The following is a 21,116-nucleotide window of genomic DNA, read 5'->3' on the forward strand; positions in this document are numbered from 1 at the left end:
GCTCATCGGTTGAATTGTCGGCCGCGTAAGACGTTGGGTTTTGCTACTCCTGCGGAGCGGATGGCGGAGCTGTTAGGTTTAGCTGAAAGCTAGGAAATGTTGCAACGACCCCTAGAATCCGCCGACTAGCAGGCACGCGAAAAGCCCCGGCCGGGGCCGGGGCTTCAATCGTCGTTAAGCGGGAAGCGCTTAGGAAGCGTTCTTCTCCTCGACGCGCTTGATGGCCTCGTCAGCCACCATCTCCTGGATGCCCATGTCGAGCTCGGAGGTGAAGCCGACGCAGGAGCAGTTGATCTCGCCGAGGACGTAGGTGTCCTCGCCGGTCTCGTCGTCGTCGGCGAGCATGAAGTCAGCGGTCCAGATCAGCGGGATGTTGTCGCCGCCGAGGTTCTCGGCGATGACCGGGCGGACCTCGGCGAACATGTCGACGAGCTCCTGCCACTCCTCCGGCTTCTGGTAGGTGTACTGCGCACCGGAGAACAGGGTTGCGGAGAATGCGTCGCCGCCGGCGGCCGGCTTCTTGTGCACCACGAAGACCGGGTGCGGGCCGACGAGGAGGATGCGGATCTCGCCCTCGACGATGCGCGGCATGAAGCGCATGTCGACGAGCATGCCGTTGTCACCCACGATGTACTGGTCGCAGAAGTCCATGAACTCGCCCAGCTCGCGGTCCTCGGTGTGGTTGTCCACAGCCTCGGTGCACTTCAGCTTGGTGTCGAGCGGCAGCGCGGTGCCCGGCTCGACGGAGTTGGCCAGCTCCTCGTCGGCGAGGCGGACGCGCCAGATGCCGGAGCCGGTGGAGCCACGGTTCTGCTTCAGCACGCGCTCACCGTAGGAGAGGGAGGTCGGGAAGGTGTTGTGGAAGGTCTCCACGTCGTAGTACGCGGCGGTGTCGGAAGGAACCAGGTCGGTCTGGTTCAGCTTCACCAGGGCGTCCTTGGCACCGTAGGAGACCATCTCCTCCGGGGTGGACATGCCCACAAGCCCTGCCTCGGAAAGGCGGGTGAGCAGGTCGAAGTAGCCCTTCTCGCCGCCCGGGACGTTACCCGGGTTCACGCGGGAGATGTAGCCGTCGAAGTTCTCGGAGACGTACTTGAACAGGTCACCGGCCCACTCCGGGCGGAAGTAAACAACCTCTGCGTGCCAGCCCTTGTCCTTGATCGCGTTGACGATCGGCATGGTGTCCTTGCGGTGGCCGTCGAAGTACTTGTCGGAGCCGCCCTCAACCTCGAAAACAACAATTGCCTTGTGCACTTAAGATCCCTTTCGGTGTAGATCGTTGCAGTGTTCGCCGCGCCTAGCGGCGCCGGGATTCTGCCCGGCGGAACTGCGAAGCAGGCCTTGCGTCAGGCCCGAAAATTCCGGCCGTTCCTTAGAAAAACTGTACGGTGTCCGGCGTGAATCCACCCGGCAAGCAGCACGTAAGTGGTAGAACTCACACACGTTCGGTGGACCCCCAAAACGCCGTCCCCGGAAGGCCTCGCGGCGGTATCGTTGATGGTGATATTTCGCTTGCACGCCAGAAAGATCCCAGGAGGCGCCCACGTGGGAATTGAGCTGGAGAACAACCCGCAATTCAAAAGTTTCGCGCACCCGGAGAAGTTCGTCTCCGCGGCGTGGCTGTCGGCCCGCCTGGGCACGAAGGGGCTGAAGGTTGTCGAGAGCGACGAGGACGCCTACCTCTACGACATCGGCCACATCCCGGGCGCGGTGCGCATTGACTGGACGCGGGACCTCAACGACCCGGTGGTGCGCGACCTGATCGACGGTGAGGCGTTCGCCGCCCTGATGCGGTACCGCGGCATTTCCCGCGATGACACTGTGGTGGTCTACGGCGACCGCGCCAATTGGTGGGCCGCGTACACGGCGTGGGTGTTTGAACTGTTCGGCCACCCGGACGTGCGCCTGCTCGACGGCGGCCGCGATGCCTGGATGGGCGAGGAGCGCGACACCTCGTTTGCGGTGCCGGAGTACCCGGCCAGCGATTACCCCGTCGTCGAGCGCCGGGATGCGCCGCTGCGCACCTTCGCTTCCGAGCTTTTCGACGTCAGCGATATCCAGCTCATCGACGCCCGCGCGCCTGAGTTGTACGCCGGTGAGGAGGTGCCGGCGACGGCCGCCACGCAACGCGCGCCGCAGACGCTGCGCTCCGGCCACATCCCGGGCGCGGTGAACGTGCCGTGGGGCCGCTCGGTGTTCCCGAACGCGCTGTTCAAGGGCATCGACGACATCGCCGCGATTTATGAGGACTTCGATCCGTCGGCACGCACGGTGGTGTACTGCCAGATGGGCGAGAGTTCCGCGCACACGTGGTTTGTGCTGAACCACATCCTCGGCTTCACGGACGTCTCGCTGTACGACGGCTCGTGGGTGGAGTGGGGCAACATGGTGCGCGTCCCGATTGAAACGGGAGCGGGTTCGGCGACGAATTAACCTACGGTGCCGTAAGTTAGGGCGGGTTTGAGTGTCTTCGGGCCCGCCCCGCGCTGTACTATGAACCGACACAACCGATATATGTTGGTGCACCTATCTATCTAGCGAGAGACGGGAAGTATTTGTGGCTACTACCCCACTGACCAAGGTTCTGGTTGCCAACCGCGGGGAGATCGCCGTGCGCGTGATCCGCGCAGCGAAGGACGCTGGCCTGGCCTCCGTCGCGGTCTATGCCGAGCCCGACGCGGACGCGCCGTTCGTGTCGCTTGCCGACGAAGCGTTTGCCCTCGGCGGCACGACGGCAGCCGAGTCCTACCTGGACATGGACAAGATCTTGAAAGCCGCCGCAGACGCAGGCGCTGACGCGATCCACCCGGGCTACGGCTTCCTGTCCGAGAACGCGGAGTTCGCCGCGAAGGTCATCGACGCCGGCCTGACCTGGATCGGCCCCTCCCCTGAGGCGATCGCCGCGCTCGGCGACAAGGTCACCGCCCGCCAGATCGCGGAGAGGGTCGGCGCGCCGATGGCGCCGGGCACCAAGGATCCTGTCTCCACCGCGGATGAGGTCCTCGCGTTCGCCGACGAGCACGGCCTGCCCGTCGCCATCAAGGCGGCGTTCGGCGGCGGCGGCCGCGGCATGAAGGTCGCCCACACCCGCGAGGAGATCCCGGAGCAGTTCGAATCCGCCACCCGCGAAGCTACCGCCGCCTTCGGCCGCGGCGAGTGCTTCGTGGAGCGCTACTTGGACCGCGCGCGCCACGTCGAGGCGCAGGTGCTTGCCGACGCACACGGCAACGTTGTTGTTGTCGGCACGCGTGATTGCTCCCTGCAGCGCCGCTTCCAGAAAGTCATCGAGGAGGCGCCGGCGCCGTTTTTGACCGACGAGCAGCGCGCGCGCATCCACGACAGCGCCCGGGCGATCTGCAAGGAGGCCGGCTACACCGGCGCCGGCACCGTGGAGTACCTCGTGGGCTCCGACGGGCTGATTTCCTTCCTCGAGGTGAACACCCGCCTGCAGGTTGAGCACCCGGTGACTGAGGTAACCGCCGGCGTGGACCTGGTGCGCGAGCAGTTCCGCATCGCCGCAGGAGAACCGCTGCGCTTCACCGAAGATCCGGCGCCGCGCGGCCACGCGATTGAGTTCCGCATCAACGGCGAGGACGCCGCGGCGGGCTTCATGCCGGCCCCGGGCACCATCAAAACGTATGTCGAGCCGGCCGGCCCGGGTGTACGCGTCGATTCCGGCGTGCGCGCCGGTTCCGTGGTCGGCGGCCAGTTCGACTCGATGCTGGCGAAGCTCATCGTCTCCGGCGAGGACCGCACGGAGGCGATCCAGCGGGCGCGCCGCGCGCTGGCGGAGTACACGATCACCGGCCTGCCCACCGCGATCCCCTTCCACAAGGCGATGGTGGAGCACCCGGCGTTTGTCGGCGACGATGAGGGCTTCGACGTGTACACGCGCTGGATCGAGGAAGAGTGGGTCAACGACCTGCCGTCCGCCGAGGACGCCGACTCGGACGAGGATGCCGAGGCAGCCCAGAACCGCATCTTCGCCGTAGAGGTCAACGGCCGCCGCATCGAGGTGGCGCTGCCGCAGTCGCTCGTCTTCGGCGGCACGCAACGCCCGCGCCAGAAGAAGCGCCGCTCCAGCCAGTCTAAGGCGGCGGCCTCCGGCGATACCGTGGCGTCGCCGATGCAGGGCACCGTGATCAAGGTCAACGTCGCCGAGGGCGACGAGGTTGCCGAGGGCGACGTGCTGCTCGTCCTCGAGGCCATGAAGATGGAGAACCCGGTCAAGGCCCACAAAGCCGGCACCGTCACCGGGCTCGCCGCCGAGGCCGGCACCCAGGTGAACAAGGGCGCCCCCCTGCTCGAGCTGAAGTAGTTAGCGCGCCCAGCCGCGCACCGTCTCAATCAGCTGCACCAGCGTCGGCGTGGCGGCCACCAGCACGCCCATCACGATCGCGGCGATGACCGGCAGCGTCCCCGCCTGCCAGTCGCTCTCCGCACCGCGTGCCGACGACCGGTCCATCCACCGCTGCTCCACCCGGCCCGCAATGTTGGCGGCGGCGTCGGTGGCGCTGACGATCGGCGTGCTCACAATGAGCCCCGCGGCTTGGTGGTCGCGGTAGAAGTCGGAGATCAGCGCAATCTCTTCGTCGGCAGTCGGTGCCGGCCTGTTCGTCGGCGCGGCGGCGCGCAGCACCGTGTGCTCCCCGCTCGGGCTGCCGACGACGCTGTGCCCGGACAGCACGCCCATGAAACCGCGGCGCCCGTCGACGAACACGGCCCCGCCGGAATCCCCCACCGTCGCCGGCGACTGGTCCCAGTACACGTTGCCGCCGAGCGTGCCCGCGTACGCCCCGCAGCTTGGGGCGGCCGTCGCTGCGCCGTACGTGCAGATCCGGTCGCCGGCCTTCAGCTCGGAGGGGGAAATCCGAGCGTCGCCAGTAATCCGGTTCTCGCCGAGCGCCACCTCGTCGTCCCAACGGATGAGCGCCCAGTCATTGCCGGACACCGACGCGCCGTACGCCGTCGACGGGTACAGCGTGCCGGCCTCACGGAACTCGCCGCCGACCTCGACCGCCACCCGATCCCCGCCGCGGCCGCAGTGCGCCGCAGTGTAGCCCACACGCGCGTCGCGGTCGTTGAACCCGAGCGTGCAATACGTCGACTCCCCGATCCGGATCCGGTCGCCCTGCCGCGCCTCAACCTCCGCAGCGTGCGCCGGCGCCGCCACCGCCGCCGCGAGCACCACCGCTCCTGCCAGCCCTGTCCATCGCATGCGGGTCAGACTACCCCTTCAGCTACGATCGGCCGCATGTCGCACTTCGCTTTCCGACGAGCAGATGAATCCGACCGCACCTACCTCCAGCGCCTGAATTACCTCGCCGACGTGTTCGGCGACGAGACGGCCGAGGTCGGCCCCAACCAAGTCGCCGATGCCGCGCGCTACGTCGGCGATTGGGACCCGGAGCGCGACGGCGGTGTCATCGCCGTCGACGAGTGGCGCGTGCCGGCCGGCGGCGTGTGGCTGCGTTACTGGTCCGACCCCGCCGACGGCCACGCCAACCTGGACCCCGAGACGCCGGAAATCGCCATCGCCGTGGAGAACCGCTTCGCCGGGCAGCGCCTCGGCGCACAGCTGCTGGAGCAGGTCGTCGAGCTCGCGCGCGAGCAGGGTGCGAAGCGGGTGGCCCTCTACGTCGCACCGGACAACCCGCGGGCGCGCCACCGCTACGAGGAGTTCGGCTTCGTCGACCACCCCGAGATCGATGACGTGATGACGTTCGAGCTTTAAACCGCACGAGACGACGAAAGCGCCGGCGCTCCTGGGTTGGAGGCCGGCGCTTTAAACGTCGTCAAGCAAAGTGCCCTTAGGCGATGACCACCACCAGGTCGCCGCCCTCAACCTTCGTCGCCTGGGACAGCGCGACGCGCTCGACCTTGCCGTCCTTGGTCGCGGAGATGTTCGCCTCCATCTTCATGGCCTCGATGGTGGCGACCGGGTCGCCGGCCTTGACCTCGTCGCCGACCTTCACGGTCACGTTCACCACACCGGCGAACGGCGCCGCGACGTGGCCCGGGTTGGAGGAATCGGCCTTCTCCACCTCGGCAACGGTGGACTCGGCGTTGTTGTCGCGCACCAGCATCGGGCGCACCTGGCCGTTGACGGTCAGGATCACCTGGCGCATGCCCTTCTCGTCCGGCTCACCGACGGCGTCGAGGCGGACCACCAGCGGCGGGATGTTCGCGTCGATCTCGCCGTAGTAGATCATCGTCTCCTCGCCCTCTTCGAGGCCGTAGAAGAAGGTCTTGTCGCCGAGCTGGTCGGTGATGCCGTACATGCGCTCGTGCTCGAGGAACTCGGCGTACTGCTTCGGGAACAGCAGCTTGTCTAGGGCCGTGCGGCGGGTCTCGTGGTCGTCGCTCTCCAGATCCGGCGCGAGCTCGGCCGGCACCTGCACGGTGTGGTCGACCTCGCCGCGGTTCTCCAGCGCCTTCTCGCGCAGCAGCGGCCAGCCGCCCGGAGGCGTACCAAGCTCGCCCTGCAGGAAGCCGATCACGGACTCCGGGATGTCGTACTTGCGCGGGTTCTCGGCGAACTCCTGCGGGGTCACGCCCTGGCCCACGAGCTGCAGCGCCAGGTCGCCGACCACCTTGGAGGACGGGGTCACCTTCGTCGGGCGGCCGAGGATCTCGTTCACGCCGGCGTAGTAGTCCTCCACCAGCTCGAACTGGTTCGCCAGGCCCAGCGCCTTGGCCTGGGTGCGCAGGTTGGACAGCTGGCCGCCCGGGATCTCGTGCTTGTACACGCGGCCGGTCGGGCCCGGGATGCCGGACTCGAACGGGGCGTACACCTGGCGCACAGCCTCCCAGTACGGCTCCATGTCAGAGACGGCCTGGAGGGAGATGCCGGTGTCGCGCTCGGTGTTGGCGAACGCCGCCACCAGTGCGGACATCGACGGCTGGGAGGTGGTGCCCGCCAGCGGCGCGGAGGCAACGTCGACCACGTCGGCACCGGCCTGGGCAGCCGCCAGGTAGGTGGCCAGCTGGCCGCCGGCGGTGTCGTGGGTGTGCACGTGCACCGGCAGGTCGAAGCGCTCGCGCAGCGCTGTGACCAGCTTGGATGCCGCCATCGGGCGCAGTAGGCCAGCCATGTCCTTCACCGCCAGGACGTGCGCGCCAGCCTCGACGATCTCCTCGGCGAGGTTGAGGTAGTAATCCAGCGTGTACAGGTCCTCGGCCGGGTCCAGCAGGTTGCCGGAGTAGGCCATTGCGACCTCGGCGACGGTGGTGTTGGTCTCCAGCACAGCTTCGATGGCCGGGCGCATCTGGGAGACGTCGTTCAGCGCGTCGAAGATGCGGAAGATGTCGATGCCGGAGGTCGCCGCCTCGTTCACGAACGCGCGGGTCACAGACTCCGGGTACGGGATGTAGCCGACGGTGTTGCGGCCGCGCAGCAGCATCTGGATGTTCACGTTCGGCATTGCCTCGCGCAGCTCGTCCAGGCGCATCCACGGGGACTCGTGCAGGAAGCGCATGCCCACGTCGAAGGTCGCGCCGCCCCACGCCTCCACGGAGACCAGCTCCGGGGTCAGGTGGCCGACGTGCTTCGCCGCAGCCACGAGGGTGTTGGTGCGCACGCGGGTAGCCAGCAGGGACTGGTGCGCGTCGCGGAAGGTGGTCTCGGTAACACCCAGCGCGGTCTGGTTGCGCAGCTTCTCCGCCCACTTCTTCGGGCCGAGCTCGAGCAGCTCGTCGCGGGAACCGCGCGGGGTCTCGCCGTACTCCAGCTTCGGCAGCTTCTTCGACGGCTGGATGTTGGTCGGGCGCGGGCCATTCGGCTTGTTGACGGTCACCTCAGCGAGGTAGTTGAGGATCTTACCTGCGTCGTCGGCGGCATCCGGAGCGTCCAGCAGGTGCGGGTGGTCCGCGATGAAGCCGGTGTTGATGCGCTCGTTGCGGAACTCCGGCTCGGAGAGCAACGCGCGCAGGAAGCCGATGTTGGTGGACACGCCGTCGATGGCGAACTCGTTGAGGGCGCGCAGCGCGCGATCCACCGCAACCTGGAAGTTGCGGCCGCGGCAGGACATCTTCACCAGCAGCGAGTCGAAGTTCGGGGTGATGGTGGTACCCACGTGGACGTTGCCGTCAAGGCGCACGCCGGCGCCGCCCGGGGAGCGGTAGCCGGTGACGGTGCCCGCATCGGGGCGGAAGCCGTTCTTCGGGTCCTCGGTGGTGATGCGGCACTGCAGCGCCGCACCGTGCACCTCGATCTGCTCCTGCTGCAGGTTAAGGTCGGCCAGGTTCGCACCGGCAGCGATGTACATCTGGTTCTTCACGATGTCGATGCCGGTGACTTCCTCCGTGATGGTGTGCTCCACCTGCACACGGGGGTTCATCTCGATGAAGACGTGGTTGCCCTGCTCGTCGACGAGGAACTCGACGGTGCCGGCGCCCTCGTAGTTGATCTCCTTGCAGAAGTTCACCGCGTCCTGGCAGATGCGCTGGCGCTGCTCCTCGGTGATGTGCTGCGCCGGGGCGATCTCGACGACCTTCTGGTGGCGGCGCTGCACGGAGCAGTCGCGCTCGTAGAGGTGGACGACGTTGCCGTGGGAGTCAGCCATGATCTGCACCTCGATGTGCTGCGGCTTGATCACGGCGCGCTCGATGTACACGCTCGGGTCGCCGAAGGCTGCCTCCGCCTCGCGGGATGCCTCGGCGGCGAGGCGCTCGACGTCCTCGATCTTCTCGATGAAGCGCATGCCGCGGCCGCCGCCGCCGGCCACCGCCTTGACGAAGATCGGGAACTCGAAGTCCTTGGCGAACTCGGCGAGCTCTTTCGGGTCGGAGGACGGCTTGGAGTCCTTCAGCGTCGGCAGGCCGGCGCGCTCGGCGGCGAGCACGGCCGCGGACTTGTCGCCGGTCAGGTCGAGGGTCTCGGCGGACGGGCCGATGAACTTGATGCCCTCCTCCGCACAGCGGCGGGCCAGCTGCGCACGCTCGGAGAGGAAGCCGTAACCCGGGTAGACAGCGTCCGCGCCGGTCTGCTTCGCAGCGCGGATAATCTCCTCGATGTCGAGGTAGGCCTTCACCGGCTGGCCCTCAACACCAATCTGCACGGCCTCGTCTGCGAACGGGCGGTGGAAGGAGTTGCGGTCCTCGCGGGGGTAAACGGCAACGGTCTTCGCACCGGTTTCAAACGCGGCGCGGAAAGCACGCACGGCAATCTCGCCGCGGTTCGCTACCAAGATTTTCTTGAAAGCAGGAAGTTCAACAAGGCGCTCTTCCACTATTGGTCCTTTCGGAGGAACGTGATTCCGCAGGTCATTATGTGTCCTGGGTTACGTTGGGTGAGTTTGGCGGACAATACAACTTTAACGCACGCAGTGTGCGATATTTCTGGTATTACCTTGGTTGGTTTTTTGGGCAGGTACCCCCTACCCCCGAAGCGCCGAAGCCCGGCCGGCTCGGGGACGAGCAGGCCGGGCTTCGCAAACGTCGGCAAGCGAATTAGCGCTCGACGTGGCGCTCGTCCGGGCCGTTGTAGGCGGACAGCGGGCGGATGAGGGAGTTGTTCTCGAACTGCTCGATGACGTGGGCGGTCCAGCCGGTGATGCGGGACATCACGAACAGCGGGGTGAAGAACTCGATGTCGAAGCCGAGAATGTAGTACGCCGGGCCGGACGGGAAGTCCAGGTTCGGGCGGATGTTGATGGAGGTGTTCTCGTACATGGTCTTCGCCATGATGTCGTACATCTCCACCCACTTCTGGGAGTCCTTCTCCGGGTGCTCGGCGGCGAGCTTCTTGAAGGCCGCTTCCATCGTCGGCACGCGGGAATCGCCCTTCTTGTACACGCGGTGGCCGAAGCCCATCACAAGCTCCTTGTTCTTGAGCTTGTTCAGGCACCACTCCTCAGCCTTCGCCGGGTCGCCGATCTCCTCCATGTGGTGCATGACGAACTCGTTCGCGCCGCCGTGCAGCGGGCCCTTCAGCGCGCCGATGGCGCCGGTGATGGCGGACCAGCCGTCGGACATGGTGGAGGCGATGGTGCGGGCGGTGAAGGTGGAAGCGTTGAAGGAGTGCTCCGCGTAGAGGATCATGGTCTTCTCGAACGCCTCGATGTCGCTCGGGATGTTCGCCGGGGACTTCTCGTCGTCGCCGAAGACCATCCAGAGGAAGTTCTCGGAGAAGCCCTTCTCCTTGGACGGAGCGATGTACTCCTTGCCCTGGCGGCGGCGGATGTCGGTGGCGACGATCGTCGGCAGCTTCGCCAGCAGCTGGCGGCCGATGGACTGCAGGTGATCTGCGCTGGTGGTGAACTTCTCCGGGTCGTGGGTGCCCAGGTAGCTCACGGCGGTGCGCAGCACGTCCATCGGGTGGCAGTCCTTCGGCAGGAAGTTGATCACCTGGACCAGTTCCTCGTCGATGTCGCGGTTGGCCATGCAGCCGCCGCGGAACTCCTCGAGCTGCTCCGGGGTCGGCAGCTCGCCGTTCCACAGGAGGTAGGCGACCTCCTCGAACGTGCAGTGCTCAGCCAGCTCCTGGACCGGGTAGCCGCGGTACAGCAGAGAGTTGGTCTCCGGGTTGACCTTGGAAACGGCGGTGTAGTCGGCGACGACGCCGTTGAGGCCCTTGCGGATGTCCTGCTCAGTCATGTGATGTGCTCCTTGTCTCAAAAATGGGTGGGGTTACTTCACGTCGTCCGAGTTGGCGACGAAGGTCTGCTGGTACGTGTCCTTGGAGTAGGTGAAAACGGACTGGTCGAACTGGTTGTATTCGTCGTAACGCACCAGTTCGTAGAGGCGGGAACGGTGCTGCATCTTCTCCAGCCACGGCTCCTGGGTGCCGGTTTGGGCGATGTCGCGCAGCATCTCTTCCGTCTGGCCCATGGCGAGGCGGAAGGTGGTCACCGGCCAGATCACGGCGTTGTAGCCGAGCTCCTCGAGGCGCGGCGCCGGGATGAGGTCGGTCTTGCCGAACTCGGTCATGTTGGCCAGCAGCGGGGTGTCCACGGCGGCGCGGAACTTCTCGAAGTCCGCCTCGCTGTAGAGCGCCTCGGTGAAGATGAGGTCGGCACCGGCGTCGGCGTACGCCTTAGCGCGCTCGATGGCTTCGTCGATGCCCTCGATGCCGGCGGCGTCGGTGCGTGCGCAGATGACGAACGCGTCGTCGTGGCGCTCGCGGACGGCGGCGGTGATGCGGCGGACCATGAGGTCGCGCGGCACGACTTCCTTGCCGTCGAGGTGGCCGCAGCGCTTCGGGTTGACCTGGTCCTCCAGGTGCAGTGCGGACAGACCGGCTGCCTCGAACTCGGCGACGGTGCGGGCTGCGGACATGGGCTCGCCGAAGCCCGTGTCGGCGTCGATGAGCACCGGCAGGTTGGTGGCGCGGGCGATCTGGCCGCCGCGGTGCGCAACCTCGGTGAGCGTGGTCAGACCGATGTCCGGCAGGCCGAGGTCGTTGGCCAGCACGGCGCCGGAGACGTAGACACCGTCAAACCCGTGAGCCGAATCCCGGCTCACGTCCTCAATGAGGCGCGCGGTCAACGGGTTGAACGCGCCCGGGAGCTTGGTAATGCTTTCCGACGTCAGCGACTCGCGCAGCGCCAAACGGCGCTCGTGCGGGGTCTTCTCGGGTGCGAACATTAGAAGATGCCCCCCGGGATCTCCGGAGCCTGCTCGCGGGCAGCGTCGTTGACCACGATGTTGAGCTCGGAGAGGTCGGTGAGGTTCTCCAGGTTCTGCACGGCCTCGAGGAAGCGGTCCTGCTCAGCCTGGTCGACGATGCCCTCGGCCAGGGTGCGGAACTTCTGGATGTAGTTCTCGCGGACGAACGGGCGGGCGCCGAACGGGTGCGCGTCGGCCACAGCCATCTCGTCCTCGATCACGGTGCCGTCGTTGAAGGTGATGACAGCCTTGGCGCCGAATGCCTTCTCGTTCGGGTCGGTGGAGTGGTAGCGGCGGGTCCACTCCTCGTCCTCAACGGTGGAAATCTTGTGCCACAGCTCCACGGTCTCCGGTCGGCCTGCGCGCTCCGGCAGGTAGGAGTCGACGTGGTGCCAGGAGCCGTCCTCGAGGGCGACGGCGAACATGTACATGATGGAGTGGTCGAGGGTCTCGCGGGAGGCCTTCGGGTCCATCTTCTGCGGGTCGTTCGCGCCGGTGCCGATGACGTAGTGGGTGTGGTGGGAGGTGTGCAGCACGATGGACTCGATGTCCGCGGTGGACTTGCCCATCTCCTCGATGGTGGCCTTAATGCGGCGGGCCAGGTCGATCGGAGCCTGGGCCTGGTACTCGGCGGAGTGCTCCTTGGTGTAGGTGTCCAGGATCGCGCGCTTCTCCTCGCCCTCTGCGGGCAGCGGGACGATGTAGGTGCGGTCCGGGGAGTGCAGCATCCATGCGATGACGCCGTCCTCGCCCTCCCAGATCGGGGCCGGTGCGCCCTCGCCGCGCATGGCGCGGTCAACTGCCTCGATGGCCATCTTGCCGGCGAACGCCGGGGCGGACGCCTTCCAGGAGGAGATCAGGCCCTTGCGGGACTGGCGGGTTGCGGTGGTGGTGTGCAGCGCCTGCCCGACAGCCTGGTAGATGGTGTCCACATCCAGGTCGAGCATGGTGCCGATGCCAGCGGCCGCGGACGGGCCGAGGTGTGCCACGTGGTCAATCTTGAACTCATGCAGCGAGATGCCCTTGACCAGGTTCACCTGGATCTCGTAACCGGTCGCGATGCCGCGGATCAGCGCCTTGCCGTCGAGGCCCTTGTGCTGGGCAACAGCGAGGATCGGCGGGATGTTGTCGCCCGGGTGGGAGTACTCGGCGGCGAGGAAGGTGTCGTGGTAGTCAAGCTCGCGCACGGCGGTGCCGTTGGCGAAGGCGGCCCACTCTGCGGAGTAGGAACCCTCCACGCCGAAGACCTGCGCGCCGTTTTCGGTGACCGGGTGGGCCTGCGCCATGACTCGGGCGGTGGCGACCGGACGGCGGCCGTAGGAAGCGACAGCCACCGACGCGTTGTCGATGATGCGGTTGATGATCATTTCCTTGGTGTCTTCCGGGACCTCAACCGGGTCCGCGGCAACCTTGGCGATCTTGTAGGCCAGGTGCTCCTCGATCGGGAACTCCTCAGCAGACTTCCTGGTGCGTACTTCGTGCTCAATCATGCAGCGTTCAGCTCCTCACATATTCGCTTGTCAACTCCCCGGCCCCATCCGCCGGATGTTGCAGCTCATACTAGGGCCATTTGTGTGCGCTAGGTCTCGATCCAGTTTGTGTAAAAATGTGTCACGCAACGATACACTTTGTAAAAGTTGTAAATCCGCAGCGTGCGGGGTTCCTCACAGGAGGTTCTACGGTGGCTAAGCACTTCGCGGGGGCACAGATCCACACACTTCGTATGAATCGCGGCCTGACGCAAGTGGAGATGGCCCGCAAACTCGGCATCTCCACCAGCTACCTCAACCAGCTCGAGAACGATCAGCGCCCGCTCACCGTCACCGTGCTGCTCCAGCTCACGCGCGTGTTCGGCGTCGACGCCTCCTACTTCTCCCCCGACGCGCAGCAGCGCACCGTCCGCGAGCTCGCCGAGCTGTTGCCGGGCATCGGTGACGATGAGCTCACCGAGTTCGCGCTGCGCTTCCCCGCCGTCGCGCAGGGGGTGCGGGACATTCCCTCGCTTTTCGACGCTTCCTTGGCCAACCCCCACATCAGCGTCCGCGACTTTTTCCAAGACAACGAGAATTACTTCGACGACCTAGACACCGCCGCGGAGCGTTTCGCGCTCCAGGCGCCGTCCCGGCAGTTGCGGTTGACGCGTTTAGCTGCGGCGTTCGACCGCGAGCACGGGTACACCGTGCGGTTCAACCAGCACACGGCGGGTGCGCGGTCGATCGTCGATACGCACACGCGCGAGATCCGGCTGCGAACCGGGCTCACAGAAGCCCAGCAGTGCTTCGAGCTGTCCTACCATTACGGGTTGATCGAGCATGCCAGGTTGATTGAGACGCACGTGCGCCCGCTTGCCGACGCCACCGCGCGCCAGCTCGGCCGCCACGGACTCGGCCAGTATTTCGCGGCCGCGGTGACGATGCCGTACGGCGAGATCCTCGCGGCGGCGGAGGCCACGCGCTACGACATCGACATGATTGCCGCCCGGTTCGGCACCGGCTTCGAGTCGACGTGTCAGCGCTTGGGCACGCTGCAGCGGCCCGGCGAGCGCGCCGTGCCGTTTGTGTTCGTGCGCACCGACCGCGCGGGCAACATTTCGAAGCGGCAGTCCACCACCTCGTTCCACTTCGCCCAGCGCGGCGGCACCTGCCCGCTGTGGGTGGTGCACCGTGCGTTTGAAACCTCCAACCGCGTGACCAGGCAGGTCTCGGTGATGCCGGACGGGCGCACCTACCTGTGGATGGCGCGCATGGTGCAGGGCCCGGCAGTGGGGTTCGGCACCCCGCGCCAGGAGCACGCCGTGGCGTTGGGGTGCGACGCCGCCTACGCCGACCGGCTGGTGTACGCGGACGGCTTGGACCTCTCTCCCGAATCGGCCACGCCAATCGGGCCCGGGTGCGAGACGTGCCCGCGCCTGGAGTGCCCGCAGCGCGCGTTCCCGGCGCTGGTGCCAGCCGCGCGCTTGACCTGATTAGTCCAGGTCGGAGTGGGCAATGAGGCGGCGCGCCGCCTCAGTGATCGAGCCGGAGAGCGACGGGTACACGGCCATCGATTCCGCCAGCTGGCGCACGGTGAGGTTGTTGGTCACCGCGATGGTGATGGAGTGGATGAGCTCGGACGCGGTCGGTGCCACGATCACACCGCCGATGACCTGGCCGGATCCCTTGCGGGCGAAGATCTTCACAAAACCGTGCTGCAGCGAGCGCATCTTGGCGCGCGCGTTGGTGGCCAGCGGCAGTTTGTAGATGTCCGCCTCGATCTCGCCGTCGCGGATCTGCTGCTCGGTGACACCGACCGCCGCAATCTCCGGGCGGGTGAACACGGCGTTGCCCACCGTCTTCAACCGGATCGGTGCGACACCCTCGCCGAGGGCGTGGTCGACGGCGATGCGCCCCTGCTGAGCGGCCACGGAGGCAAGCGGCATGAGGTCTGTGCAGTCACCCGCGGCGTAGATGCCGGCGACGTTGGTGCGGGACACGCGGTCCACGTGGATGTGGCCCGACGGGGTGGTCTCCACACCCGCAGCCTCGAGGTTCAGGTCAGCGGTGTTGGGGATGGAGCCGATGGACATCATGACGTGGGAACCGCGGATCTCGCGGCCGTCGGTGGTGCGGACCACGACGCCATCGCCGGTGTTTTCCACGGAATCCACGCGCGCATCCTTCTCCAGGTGCACGCCCAGGCCCTCGAGCACGGTCTCCAGCACATCGGCCGCATCCGCGTCGTCGTGCGGCAGGATGCGGTCGCGGGAAGCCACCATGGTCACCTCGACACCCAGCTCCGCGAAGGCGGAGACGAACTCGGCGCCGGTCACGCCGGAGCCGACAACGATAAGGTGCGTCGGCATCTCAATCAGGTCATACATCTGGCGCCAGTTGAGGATGCGCTGACCGTCCGGCTCTGCACCCTTGAGCACGCGCGGGCTGGCACCGGTGCACACGAGCACCATGTCGCAGTCGATGCGCTCCTCCTCGCCGCCGGCCAGCTCCGCCACCACGCGGTGAGTGGTGTGGCCGGTCTGCTCGCCCGAGAAACGGGCGCGGCCGTGCAGCACGCGCACGCCGGCGCGATCCAGCTGCGCGTGGATGTCGCGGGACTGCTCGGCAGCCAAGGCGACCACGCGGTTGTTCAGCGCGGTCAGCGCCAGCTGGGCGTTGCCCAGGTTGTGGTTGAGGCCCATCGCGTCCGCGCGGCGCAGGTCAGTCTTGATATTCGCACCCGCGATGAAGCTTTTCGACGGCACAACATCCTTGCGGATCGCCGAACCGCCGGCGCCGTTGTCCTCGATCAGCGTGATGTCCGCCCCGTACTTGGATGCAACCAGCGCGGCCTCGTAGCCTCCGGGGCCGCCGCCCATGATGACAATCTTCTTCGACACGCGGGCCAGTCTACTAGGGAACGCTCAGCTCAGCGTCAGGGCCGTACAGGGCAGAGATGTAGCGTTCCAAAATTGCGCCGAAGAGGCGGACACCGACATCCAACGAACGCTCGTCGATGATGATGTTCCCTTGGTGCAGGTCCGGCTTGTCGCCGGTGCCGCTCCAGGCGCCGAGGCGCACCATCGTGCCTGGCACGTGCTCGAGGTACCAGGAGAAATCCTCGCCGCCGGAGGATTGCGGGGCGGTGACGATTGCGTGCGGGTCGATCGAGCGGCCGGCTTCGACCGCGAGCGCTGTCGCCGCGTCGTCGTTGAGCACCGGCGGCACGCCGCGGATGTAGTTGAGCTGGTGCGTGCAGCCGGTGGGCGCGAGGATGAGGTCGATCAGGTCGGTGAGCAGCTCCTCGAGCGCGCGCCAGGTAGCAATATCCGCGGTGCGCACGGTGCCGTCGAGAAGCCCGCGCTTCGGAATCGCGTTGGCCGCGTCGCCAGCTTCGATGCGGCCGAACGCCAGCACAGTGCCGGTCCGCGGATCCACGCGGCGCGACAGCAGGGCGGGCAATTGCGTGACGACGGCGCCGAGCGCGTACACCACGTCCGCAGTCAGGTGCGGACGCGCGGTGTGGCCTCCCGGGCCTTCGATCTGCAGCTTGATCACGTCGGCCGCGGAGGTGATGGCCCCGGCGCGCACGCCGATCTGGCCGACGCGCAGCTTGGGCTCGACGTGGAGGGCGAAGATGGTGGACACGCCGCTGAGGCCGCCCCATTCGATGACATCGAGCGCGCCGCCGCCCATGACTTCCTCGGCCGGCTGGAAGATGCAGCGCACGCCGATGGGAAGGGTATCGGCGCACTCGCTCAGCGCGCAGGCGAGGGCAAGCACGACGGCGGTGTGCACGTCGTGGCCGCACGCGTGGGAGACACCCGGCACGAGCGAGGCGTATTCAAGCCCGGTCTGCTCGGGCACCCGCAGCGCGTCCATGTCGGCGCGAAACGCGATCCGCTCCCCCTCTGCGGGGCCGAGGTCCACGTAGCAGCCGGTGCCGGGAAAGCGCACAGCCTCGAGCCCGTGCTGCGCCAACACATCGACGAGGAAGTTGGTGGTCTCGATCTCCTCGTTGGAAAGCTCCGGGTGGGAGTGCAGGTGGCGGCGCCAGCGAACGACTGCATCCCGGTTTTCCCGCAACCACCCGTCAACGTGTGCCGAAATCGCGCTTCCCACGCCGTGCAGCCCTCCTGCGTCAATCGTTATTCGAAGCCCCTGTGCTGGGCAGAAGTGTACGCCCCGCTACGGAAGTTCAAAAAGGGTGTGCTGGAATCGCGGCACCTCCGGGGGAGCGCCGGAGCGCAAGTACTCTTCGTCGAAACGCGCAGTGTCCAAGGGGACGTTGGGCCAGCTCATGGCCATGGTGAGGTCGTCCCCGGGGATGGCGAAGGGGCGGTCGACGAGATCCCCGGCGCTCGGCAGCAGCACCGCGGGCGGGACGTAGAGCGCACCCGCCAGGCGGTACACGCTGCTTAGAAGGGGATCGGCGCAGCGTTCCTCGTTGTAGTGGTTGCGCTCGACGTTGGAAACAAGCGAACGCGAGACCCCCGCAATTTCCGCGAGCCGGGCTTGCGTCAGCCCCCGCATCATTCGCATGACTCGGACGCGGTGGCCGAAGCCGAGCGCGTAGCTGACCCAGTAGCCCTGCGGCAGCACTTCCCCCATGGTGAACCCCCTCTTGCACGCCCCCCAGCGTGCGACGAGGCCTTAGCCTAACCGAGGTTTGAACACCCCGCTACAGGTCGATGTTGCGCGGTCCGTAGAGGCGGTCGCCTGCGTCGCCGAGGCCGGGAACGATGTAGGCGTTCTCGTTCAGCGCCGGGTCAATCGTCGCCGTGACCAGCCGCACTGGGCCACCGTGAGCTGCGAGCCTATCGACGCCCGGCTGTGCGCTGACCATGCACACACACGTGATGTCGTCAGCACCGCGCTCCACCAGCAAATCAATTGCGTGGATCAGCGAACCGCCGGTAGCCAGCATCGGGTCGACGAGGAACACCGGCTGGCCCGCGAGGTCATCCGGCAGGGCTTCGAGGTACGGCACCGGCTCGTGCGTTTTCTCGTCGCGCGCCATGCCAATGAAGCCGACTTGCGCGTCCGGGATCATCGACAGCGCCGGGTCAATCATGCCCAGACCAGCGCGGATGATGGGCACGATGATCGGCGGGGCCTGCAGCCGCTTACCGGTGGCGGTGCCGACCGGGGTTTTGGTGTCGAACGTCTCTACCGGCAGGTCGCGGGACGCTTCGTAGATGAGCATCGCGCCCAGGTCGGCGAGTGCGGCGCGGAAGGCGGCGTTGTTGCTGCGCTCGTCGCGCATGATGGTCAGCCTCGAGGCGGCCAGGGGGTGGTTGACAACCGTGATCTCCATGGCCCCCATGGTAAGCGCGGATGGAACCGAACCGCGTTCGCGAGCGTCTAATACGCATGACTGTTTTCACGCTCGACGCTGCCACTGTTTCTGCCCACACCGATGCCCTGCGCGCGGACGCCGCCACGCTCATCCCGCTCGGCCGACCCCCGTTCCCATCCACTGGATTCTTTGCCGCGTATAGCGCCGCGGTCGATGAGGCGCTCGCCTGCGCCAATGAGCGCGCGGAAGGCATCAGCGCCGAGGCGCGCCGGCTTGCGGCTGCGATGGATCTGGCGGTCGCCGCCGCCGATGCCGTCGACGGCTGCACCTCCGAGGCGCTGGAGGCCGTGCTGTGACCGCGCCGCTTGCGTCCGTGGCCGGTGACGTGGCCAAGGTGTACAGCGACGCGATCTTCAGCCCGCGCGTGGACGGCGTCCTCGACCCGGTCACTGCCGCGATGAAGATTCTTGCGGCGCGACCGGAGATCATCCCGACCCTGCCCGCGTACCGGGTCCCGGATTTCGCCGCGTTTGCGCCGCTCGCGCAGCTGGTGGGCAGGGACGCGCAATCCCGGCTCGACGCGGTGGCCGCGTTGGAGTTCCACCGCGGGGCGATTAGCGACGCCATCTCCGCCGGCGCTTTGATCACGCTGGCCACAGCAGTTGAATTGACGACGATCGCGGCCGGCCTCGGCCCCAGCGTTGCGGCCGCGGTTGTTGCCGCGACACCTGCGGGGCCGGCGGCCCAAATGGCCGCTGCGGCCGGCCTGATCGCCATCGCCTTCGGACAGGCACAGCAGGCGCTCGAGGAGATGCGCACCGGCCTCGAGGAGGCGGCCCAGCGGCTCGCAGCGGCGACGGCGCAGGCGATGGCGGTGCCGCTGCCTGGGGCGACCGTCGGCACGCAGGAGGCCGAGGCCGCGCTCGGGGGTTATGCCTCGCAGACTGTGCTCGGTGCCCCTCCTGCCCCGGCGGCCAGCGCCCCGCCCCAGGTCCGGCCGGTCGCGCCGCCGGTGCGGGCGACGCAGCCCGCTGCCGCCGCCCCCGTGCGCGAAGCGCCCGCACCGCCCCCGCCCATGGCAGTGCCTGCGGCTGCCCCGAACCCCTCGGCTGCCGCGGCGGCAGCCGTCGCCGCCGCGAAATCGCAGCTGGGCACGCCGTATGTGTGGGGCGGTTCCCAGCCCGGAGGGTTCGACTGCTCTGGGCTCACCTCGTGGGCGTACCGACAAGCCGGGGTGACTATCCCGCGCATCGCCTCCGACCAAGCCGTCGGACGCCAAGTGAGCTTCGCGGAACTGCAGCCGGGTGACCTGGTGATCTGGTCGGGCCATGCCGCGATGTACGTGGGCGACGGCATGATGATCGAGGCCGGCGACCCAGTCCAGCTCAACCCGGTGCGCACCAGTAACATGGGCATGGCGTTCAAGGGTTTCTGGCGGCCCACGGCATAAACAGGGCCGCGGCGCAGGCGCCTAGTACAGTTAGCCCCCATGAGCACCCGCGCGATTCTCCCCGTCAAACTGTCCCTCACCCAGGGCGATTTCTACACCTTGTGGGCACCGACTTGGAAGGAGAAGGGGTCCGAGTGGCAGGCATTCCTCGGCGACGAGGAATCCGTGCTCGCCTTCACGTCCCCGGAGGACATGCTGGCGTATCTGGAGACCACCCCGCGCCACGATCTCAGCGACCACCCGAAGTGGTCCGCCTTCTCCGCGCAGGGCGAGGACCGCGTGCTGCCCAGCGCCAAGCAGGAGTACGACATCATCGGCGCCCCGAACTTCCTCGCCGGGCGCCCGAGCCACGAGAACGTCTCCGCATTGTCGCGCGTGTTCCAGATTTCGCGCTCGCTTGCCGACGTCGCCGCTGCCGAGCAGGCGCAGATCTTCTTCGCCTCCCACTCGGTGCTGAACAACGTGTCCCGCGGCTCCGACCACTACTCCGGCGACAACGGCTTGGACGAGTGGTCGAGCGTGGGCCACGTGGTGTTGCAGAACTGGGCGTCGGTTGTCGAGTCCCTGGACGGCGCGGTGCGCGTGGTGGAGACCTCCAGCCTGGACGCGAACGCTGTCGCGGCTGCTTCCGCCGCGATCCTCGCGGCGAGCGACAAGCGCGCCGCGGCCGCCGCGCAGGACGAGCAGCGCGAGGCGGCCCGCGCCGCCGCTGCGGACCCGTACGACGCCTCCACGTGGGCGCGGGCCGGCATCGACCCGGTGAAGGTGACTATCCAGGGCAAAACCGTCTACACCCTGCGCACGTACCTGGGCACATCCCCGGTGTTCTTGGGCAAGTACGGCGAAATCTTCACCTTCCCCACCCCGAAGCACCTCAGCCGCTGGATCATTGAGAACGACGACCACGACCTCGCCGGCGTGTCCACCTGGCAGGACCTGATGAACGAGGCGAACGCTGGCGAGCTAAAGGTGGAGGTCCACCCAGATAACGCCTACTCCTTCAACGGCATCGCCGAGGACATTGCGAAGAGCGTCGACGCGGTGGACACGAAGCAGATGGGCAAGGCGTACGAGCTGCTGGCCGACGCCGCCGACTGGGCGGGCGACGATTCTTTGAACTCTATCCTCCTGGCCAACCCGCGGATGCAGGACTACCTGGCCTACATGCTGGGCTCGACCGAGGCCGCCGGCTACGTGCCGTCCGCCCCGTTCACCGACAAGGCACAGGCGTGGAAGGATATGGAGGACCAGCTGATCAAGCGCTTCTCCAAGTTCTAGGCGCACCCCC

17 protein-coding genes are annotated in these 21,116 nt (G+C 67.1%); 7 read left to right on the forward strand and 10 right to left on the reverse strand.

Going from position 1 to position 21,116, the window contains the following annotated elements:
* Window positions 1–189: 189 nt before the first annotated feature.
* Window positions 190–1,254 (reverse strand): Cj0069 family protein, encoded by a 1,065-nt coding sequence (locus tag M5J20_RS08720; RefSeq protein ID WP_253578607.1) that lies wholly within the window; start codon window positions 1,252–1,254, stop codon window positions 190–192.
* Between the two features lie 291 nt (window positions 1,255–1,545).
* Here M5J20_RS08720 and M5J20_RS08725 point away from each other — a divergent pair, with 291 nt between their 5' ends.
* A complete protein-coding gene (locus M5J20_RS08725; protein WP_253578610.1) occupies window positions 1,546–2,433 on the forward strand; it encodes a sulfurtransferase in 888 nt (295 codons plus the stop codon).
* A 124-nt stretch (window positions 2,434–2,557) separates the two neighbouring features.
* A complete protein-coding gene (locus M5J20_RS08730) occupies window positions 2,558–4,318 on the forward strand; it encodes an acetyl/propionyl/methylcrotonyl-CoA carboxylase subunit alpha (protein ID WP_253578613.1) in 1,761 nt (586 codons plus the stop codon).
* Here the strand turns inward: M5J20_RS08730 and M5J20_RS08735 are convergent, their stop codons facing one another.
* On the reverse strand, window positions 4,319–5,218 hold the full coding sequence (locus tag M5J20_RS08735) for a chymotrypsin family serine protease (protein ID WP_253578615.1): 900 nt from the start codon (window positions 5,216–5,218) through the stop codon (window positions 4,319–4,321). It lies immediately after the preceding gene.
* Window positions 5,219–5,254: 36 nt separating this feature from the next.
* On the opposite strand from M5J20_RS08735, the gene M5J20_RS08740 reads away from it, so the two are divergent.
* The gene (locus M5J20_RS08740; protein WP_253578618.1) at window positions 5,255–5,734 is read left to right on the forward strand and encodes a GNAT family N-acetyltransferase; all 480 of its coding nucleotides are present in this window, start codon (window positions 5,255–5,257) and stop codon (window positions 5,732–5,734) included.
* A 76-nt stretch (window positions 5,735–5,810) separates the two neighbouring features.
* Here M5J20_RS08740 and M5J20_RS08745 read toward each other — a convergent pair whose 3' ends face one another.
* The 4 genes from M5J20_RS08745 to prpD form a co-directional block, all read right to left on the reverse strand.
* Window positions 5,811–9,230 (reverse strand): pyruvate carboxylase, encoded by a 3,420-nt coding sequence (locus M5J20_RS08745; RefSeq protein ID WP_253578621.1) that lies wholly within the window; start codon window positions 9,228–9,230, stop codon window positions 5,811–5,813.
* A 220-nt stretch (window positions 9,231–9,450) separates the two neighbouring features.
* Complete coding sequence (locus tag M5J20_RS08750; RefSeq protein WP_253578624.1) at window positions 9,451–10,596, reverse strand: bifunctional 2-methylcitrate synthase/citrate synthase; 1,146 nt, start codon at window positions 10,594–10,596, stop codon at window positions 9,451–9,453.
* A gap of 33 nt (window positions 10,597–10,629) precedes the next feature.
* Window positions 10,630–11,586 carry a methylisocitrate lyase gene (prpB, locus tag M5J20_RS08755; protein WP_253578627.1) on the reverse strand — a complete coding sequence of 319 codons (957 nt, stop codon included), beginning with the start codon at window positions 11,584–11,586 and terminating at the stop codon, window positions 10,630–10,632.
* Entirely contained in the window at window positions 11,586–13,097 is a 1,512-nt protein-coding gene (gene prpD / locus M5J20_RS08760; RefSeq protein WP_253578630.1) for a 2-methylcitrate dehydratase PrpD, read from the reverse strand. Before prpD ends, prpB begins: the two co-directional genes overlap by 1 nt.
* A 233-nt stretch (window positions 13,098–13,330) precedes the next feature.
* On the opposite strand from prpD, the gene M5J20_RS08765 reads away from it, so the two are divergent.
* Window positions 13,331–14,572, forward strand: coding sequence for a helix-turn-helix domain-containing protein (locus tag M5J20_RS08765; protein WP_253578632.1), 1,242 nt, complete (start codon window positions 13,331–13,333; stop codon window positions 14,570–14,572).
* Here the strand turns inward: M5J20_RS08765 and M5J20_RS08770 are convergent, their stop codons facing one another.
* The 4 genes from M5J20_RS08770 to upp all read right to left on the reverse strand — a co-directional run bounded on the left by M5J20_RS08770 (window position 14,573) and on the right by upp (window position 18,396).
* Entirely contained in the window at window positions 14,573–15,979 is a 1,407-nt protein-coding gene (locus M5J20_RS08770; RefSeq protein WP_253578635.1) for an NAD(P)H-quinone dehydrogenase, read from the reverse strand.
* A gap of 13 nt (window positions 15,980–15,992) precedes the next feature.
* Window positions 15,993–17,201, reverse strand: a complete 1,209-nt coding sequence (locus M5J20_RS08775) for an amidohydrolase (protein WP_437177636.1) — start codon at window positions 17,199–17,201, stop codon at window positions 15,993–15,995.
* Between the two features lie 66 nt (window positions 17,202–17,267).
* On the reverse strand, window positions 17,268–17,690 hold the full coding sequence (locus M5J20_RS08780; RefSeq protein ID WP_253578638.1) for a helix-turn-helix domain-containing protein: 423 nt from the start codon (window positions 17,688–17,690) through the stop codon (window positions 17,268–17,270).
* 70 nt (window positions 17,691–17,760) lie between these two features.
* Complete coding sequence (gene upp / locus M5J20_RS08785) at window positions 17,761–18,396, reverse strand: uracil phosphoribosyltransferase (protein ID WP_253578641.1); 636 nt, start codon at window positions 18,394–18,396, stop codon at window positions 17,761–17,763.
* Window positions 18,397–18,452: 56 nt separating this feature from the next.
* Here upp and M5J20_RS08790 point away from each other — a divergent pair, with 56 nt between their 5' ends.
* From M5J20_RS08790 to M5J20_RS08800, 3 genes are read left to right on the forward strand one after another with little or no spacing between them, the layout of a single operon-like run.
* Window positions 18,453–18,734, forward strand: a complete 282-nt coding sequence (locus tag M5J20_RS08790) for a hypothetical protein (RefSeq protein WP_253578644.1) — start codon at window positions 18,453–18,455, stop codon at window positions 18,732–18,734.
* Window positions 18,731–19,828 carry a C40 family peptidase gene (locus M5J20_RS08795; protein WP_253578647.1) on the forward strand — a complete coding sequence of 366 codons (1,098 nt, stop codon included), beginning with the start codon at window positions 18,731–18,733 and terminating at the stop codon, window positions 19,826–19,828. The genes M5J20_RS08790 and M5J20_RS08795 overlap by 4 nt, the downstream gene beginning before the upstream one ends.
* A gap of 39 nt (window positions 19,829–19,867) precedes the next feature.
* Window positions 19,868–21,106 carry a SatS C-terminal domain-containing protein gene (locus M5J20_RS08800; protein WP_253578650.1) on the forward strand — a complete coding sequence of 413 codons (1,239 nt, stop codon included), beginning with the start codon at window positions 19,868–19,870 and terminating at the stop codon, window positions 21,104–21,106.
* Window positions 21,107–21,116: the final 10 nt, after the last annotated feature.

Source organism: Corynebacterium stercoris (assembly GCF_024160105.1).
GTDB lineage: Bacteria > Actinomycetota > Actinomycetes > Mycobacteriales > Mycobacteriaceae > Corynebacterium > Corynebacterium stercoris.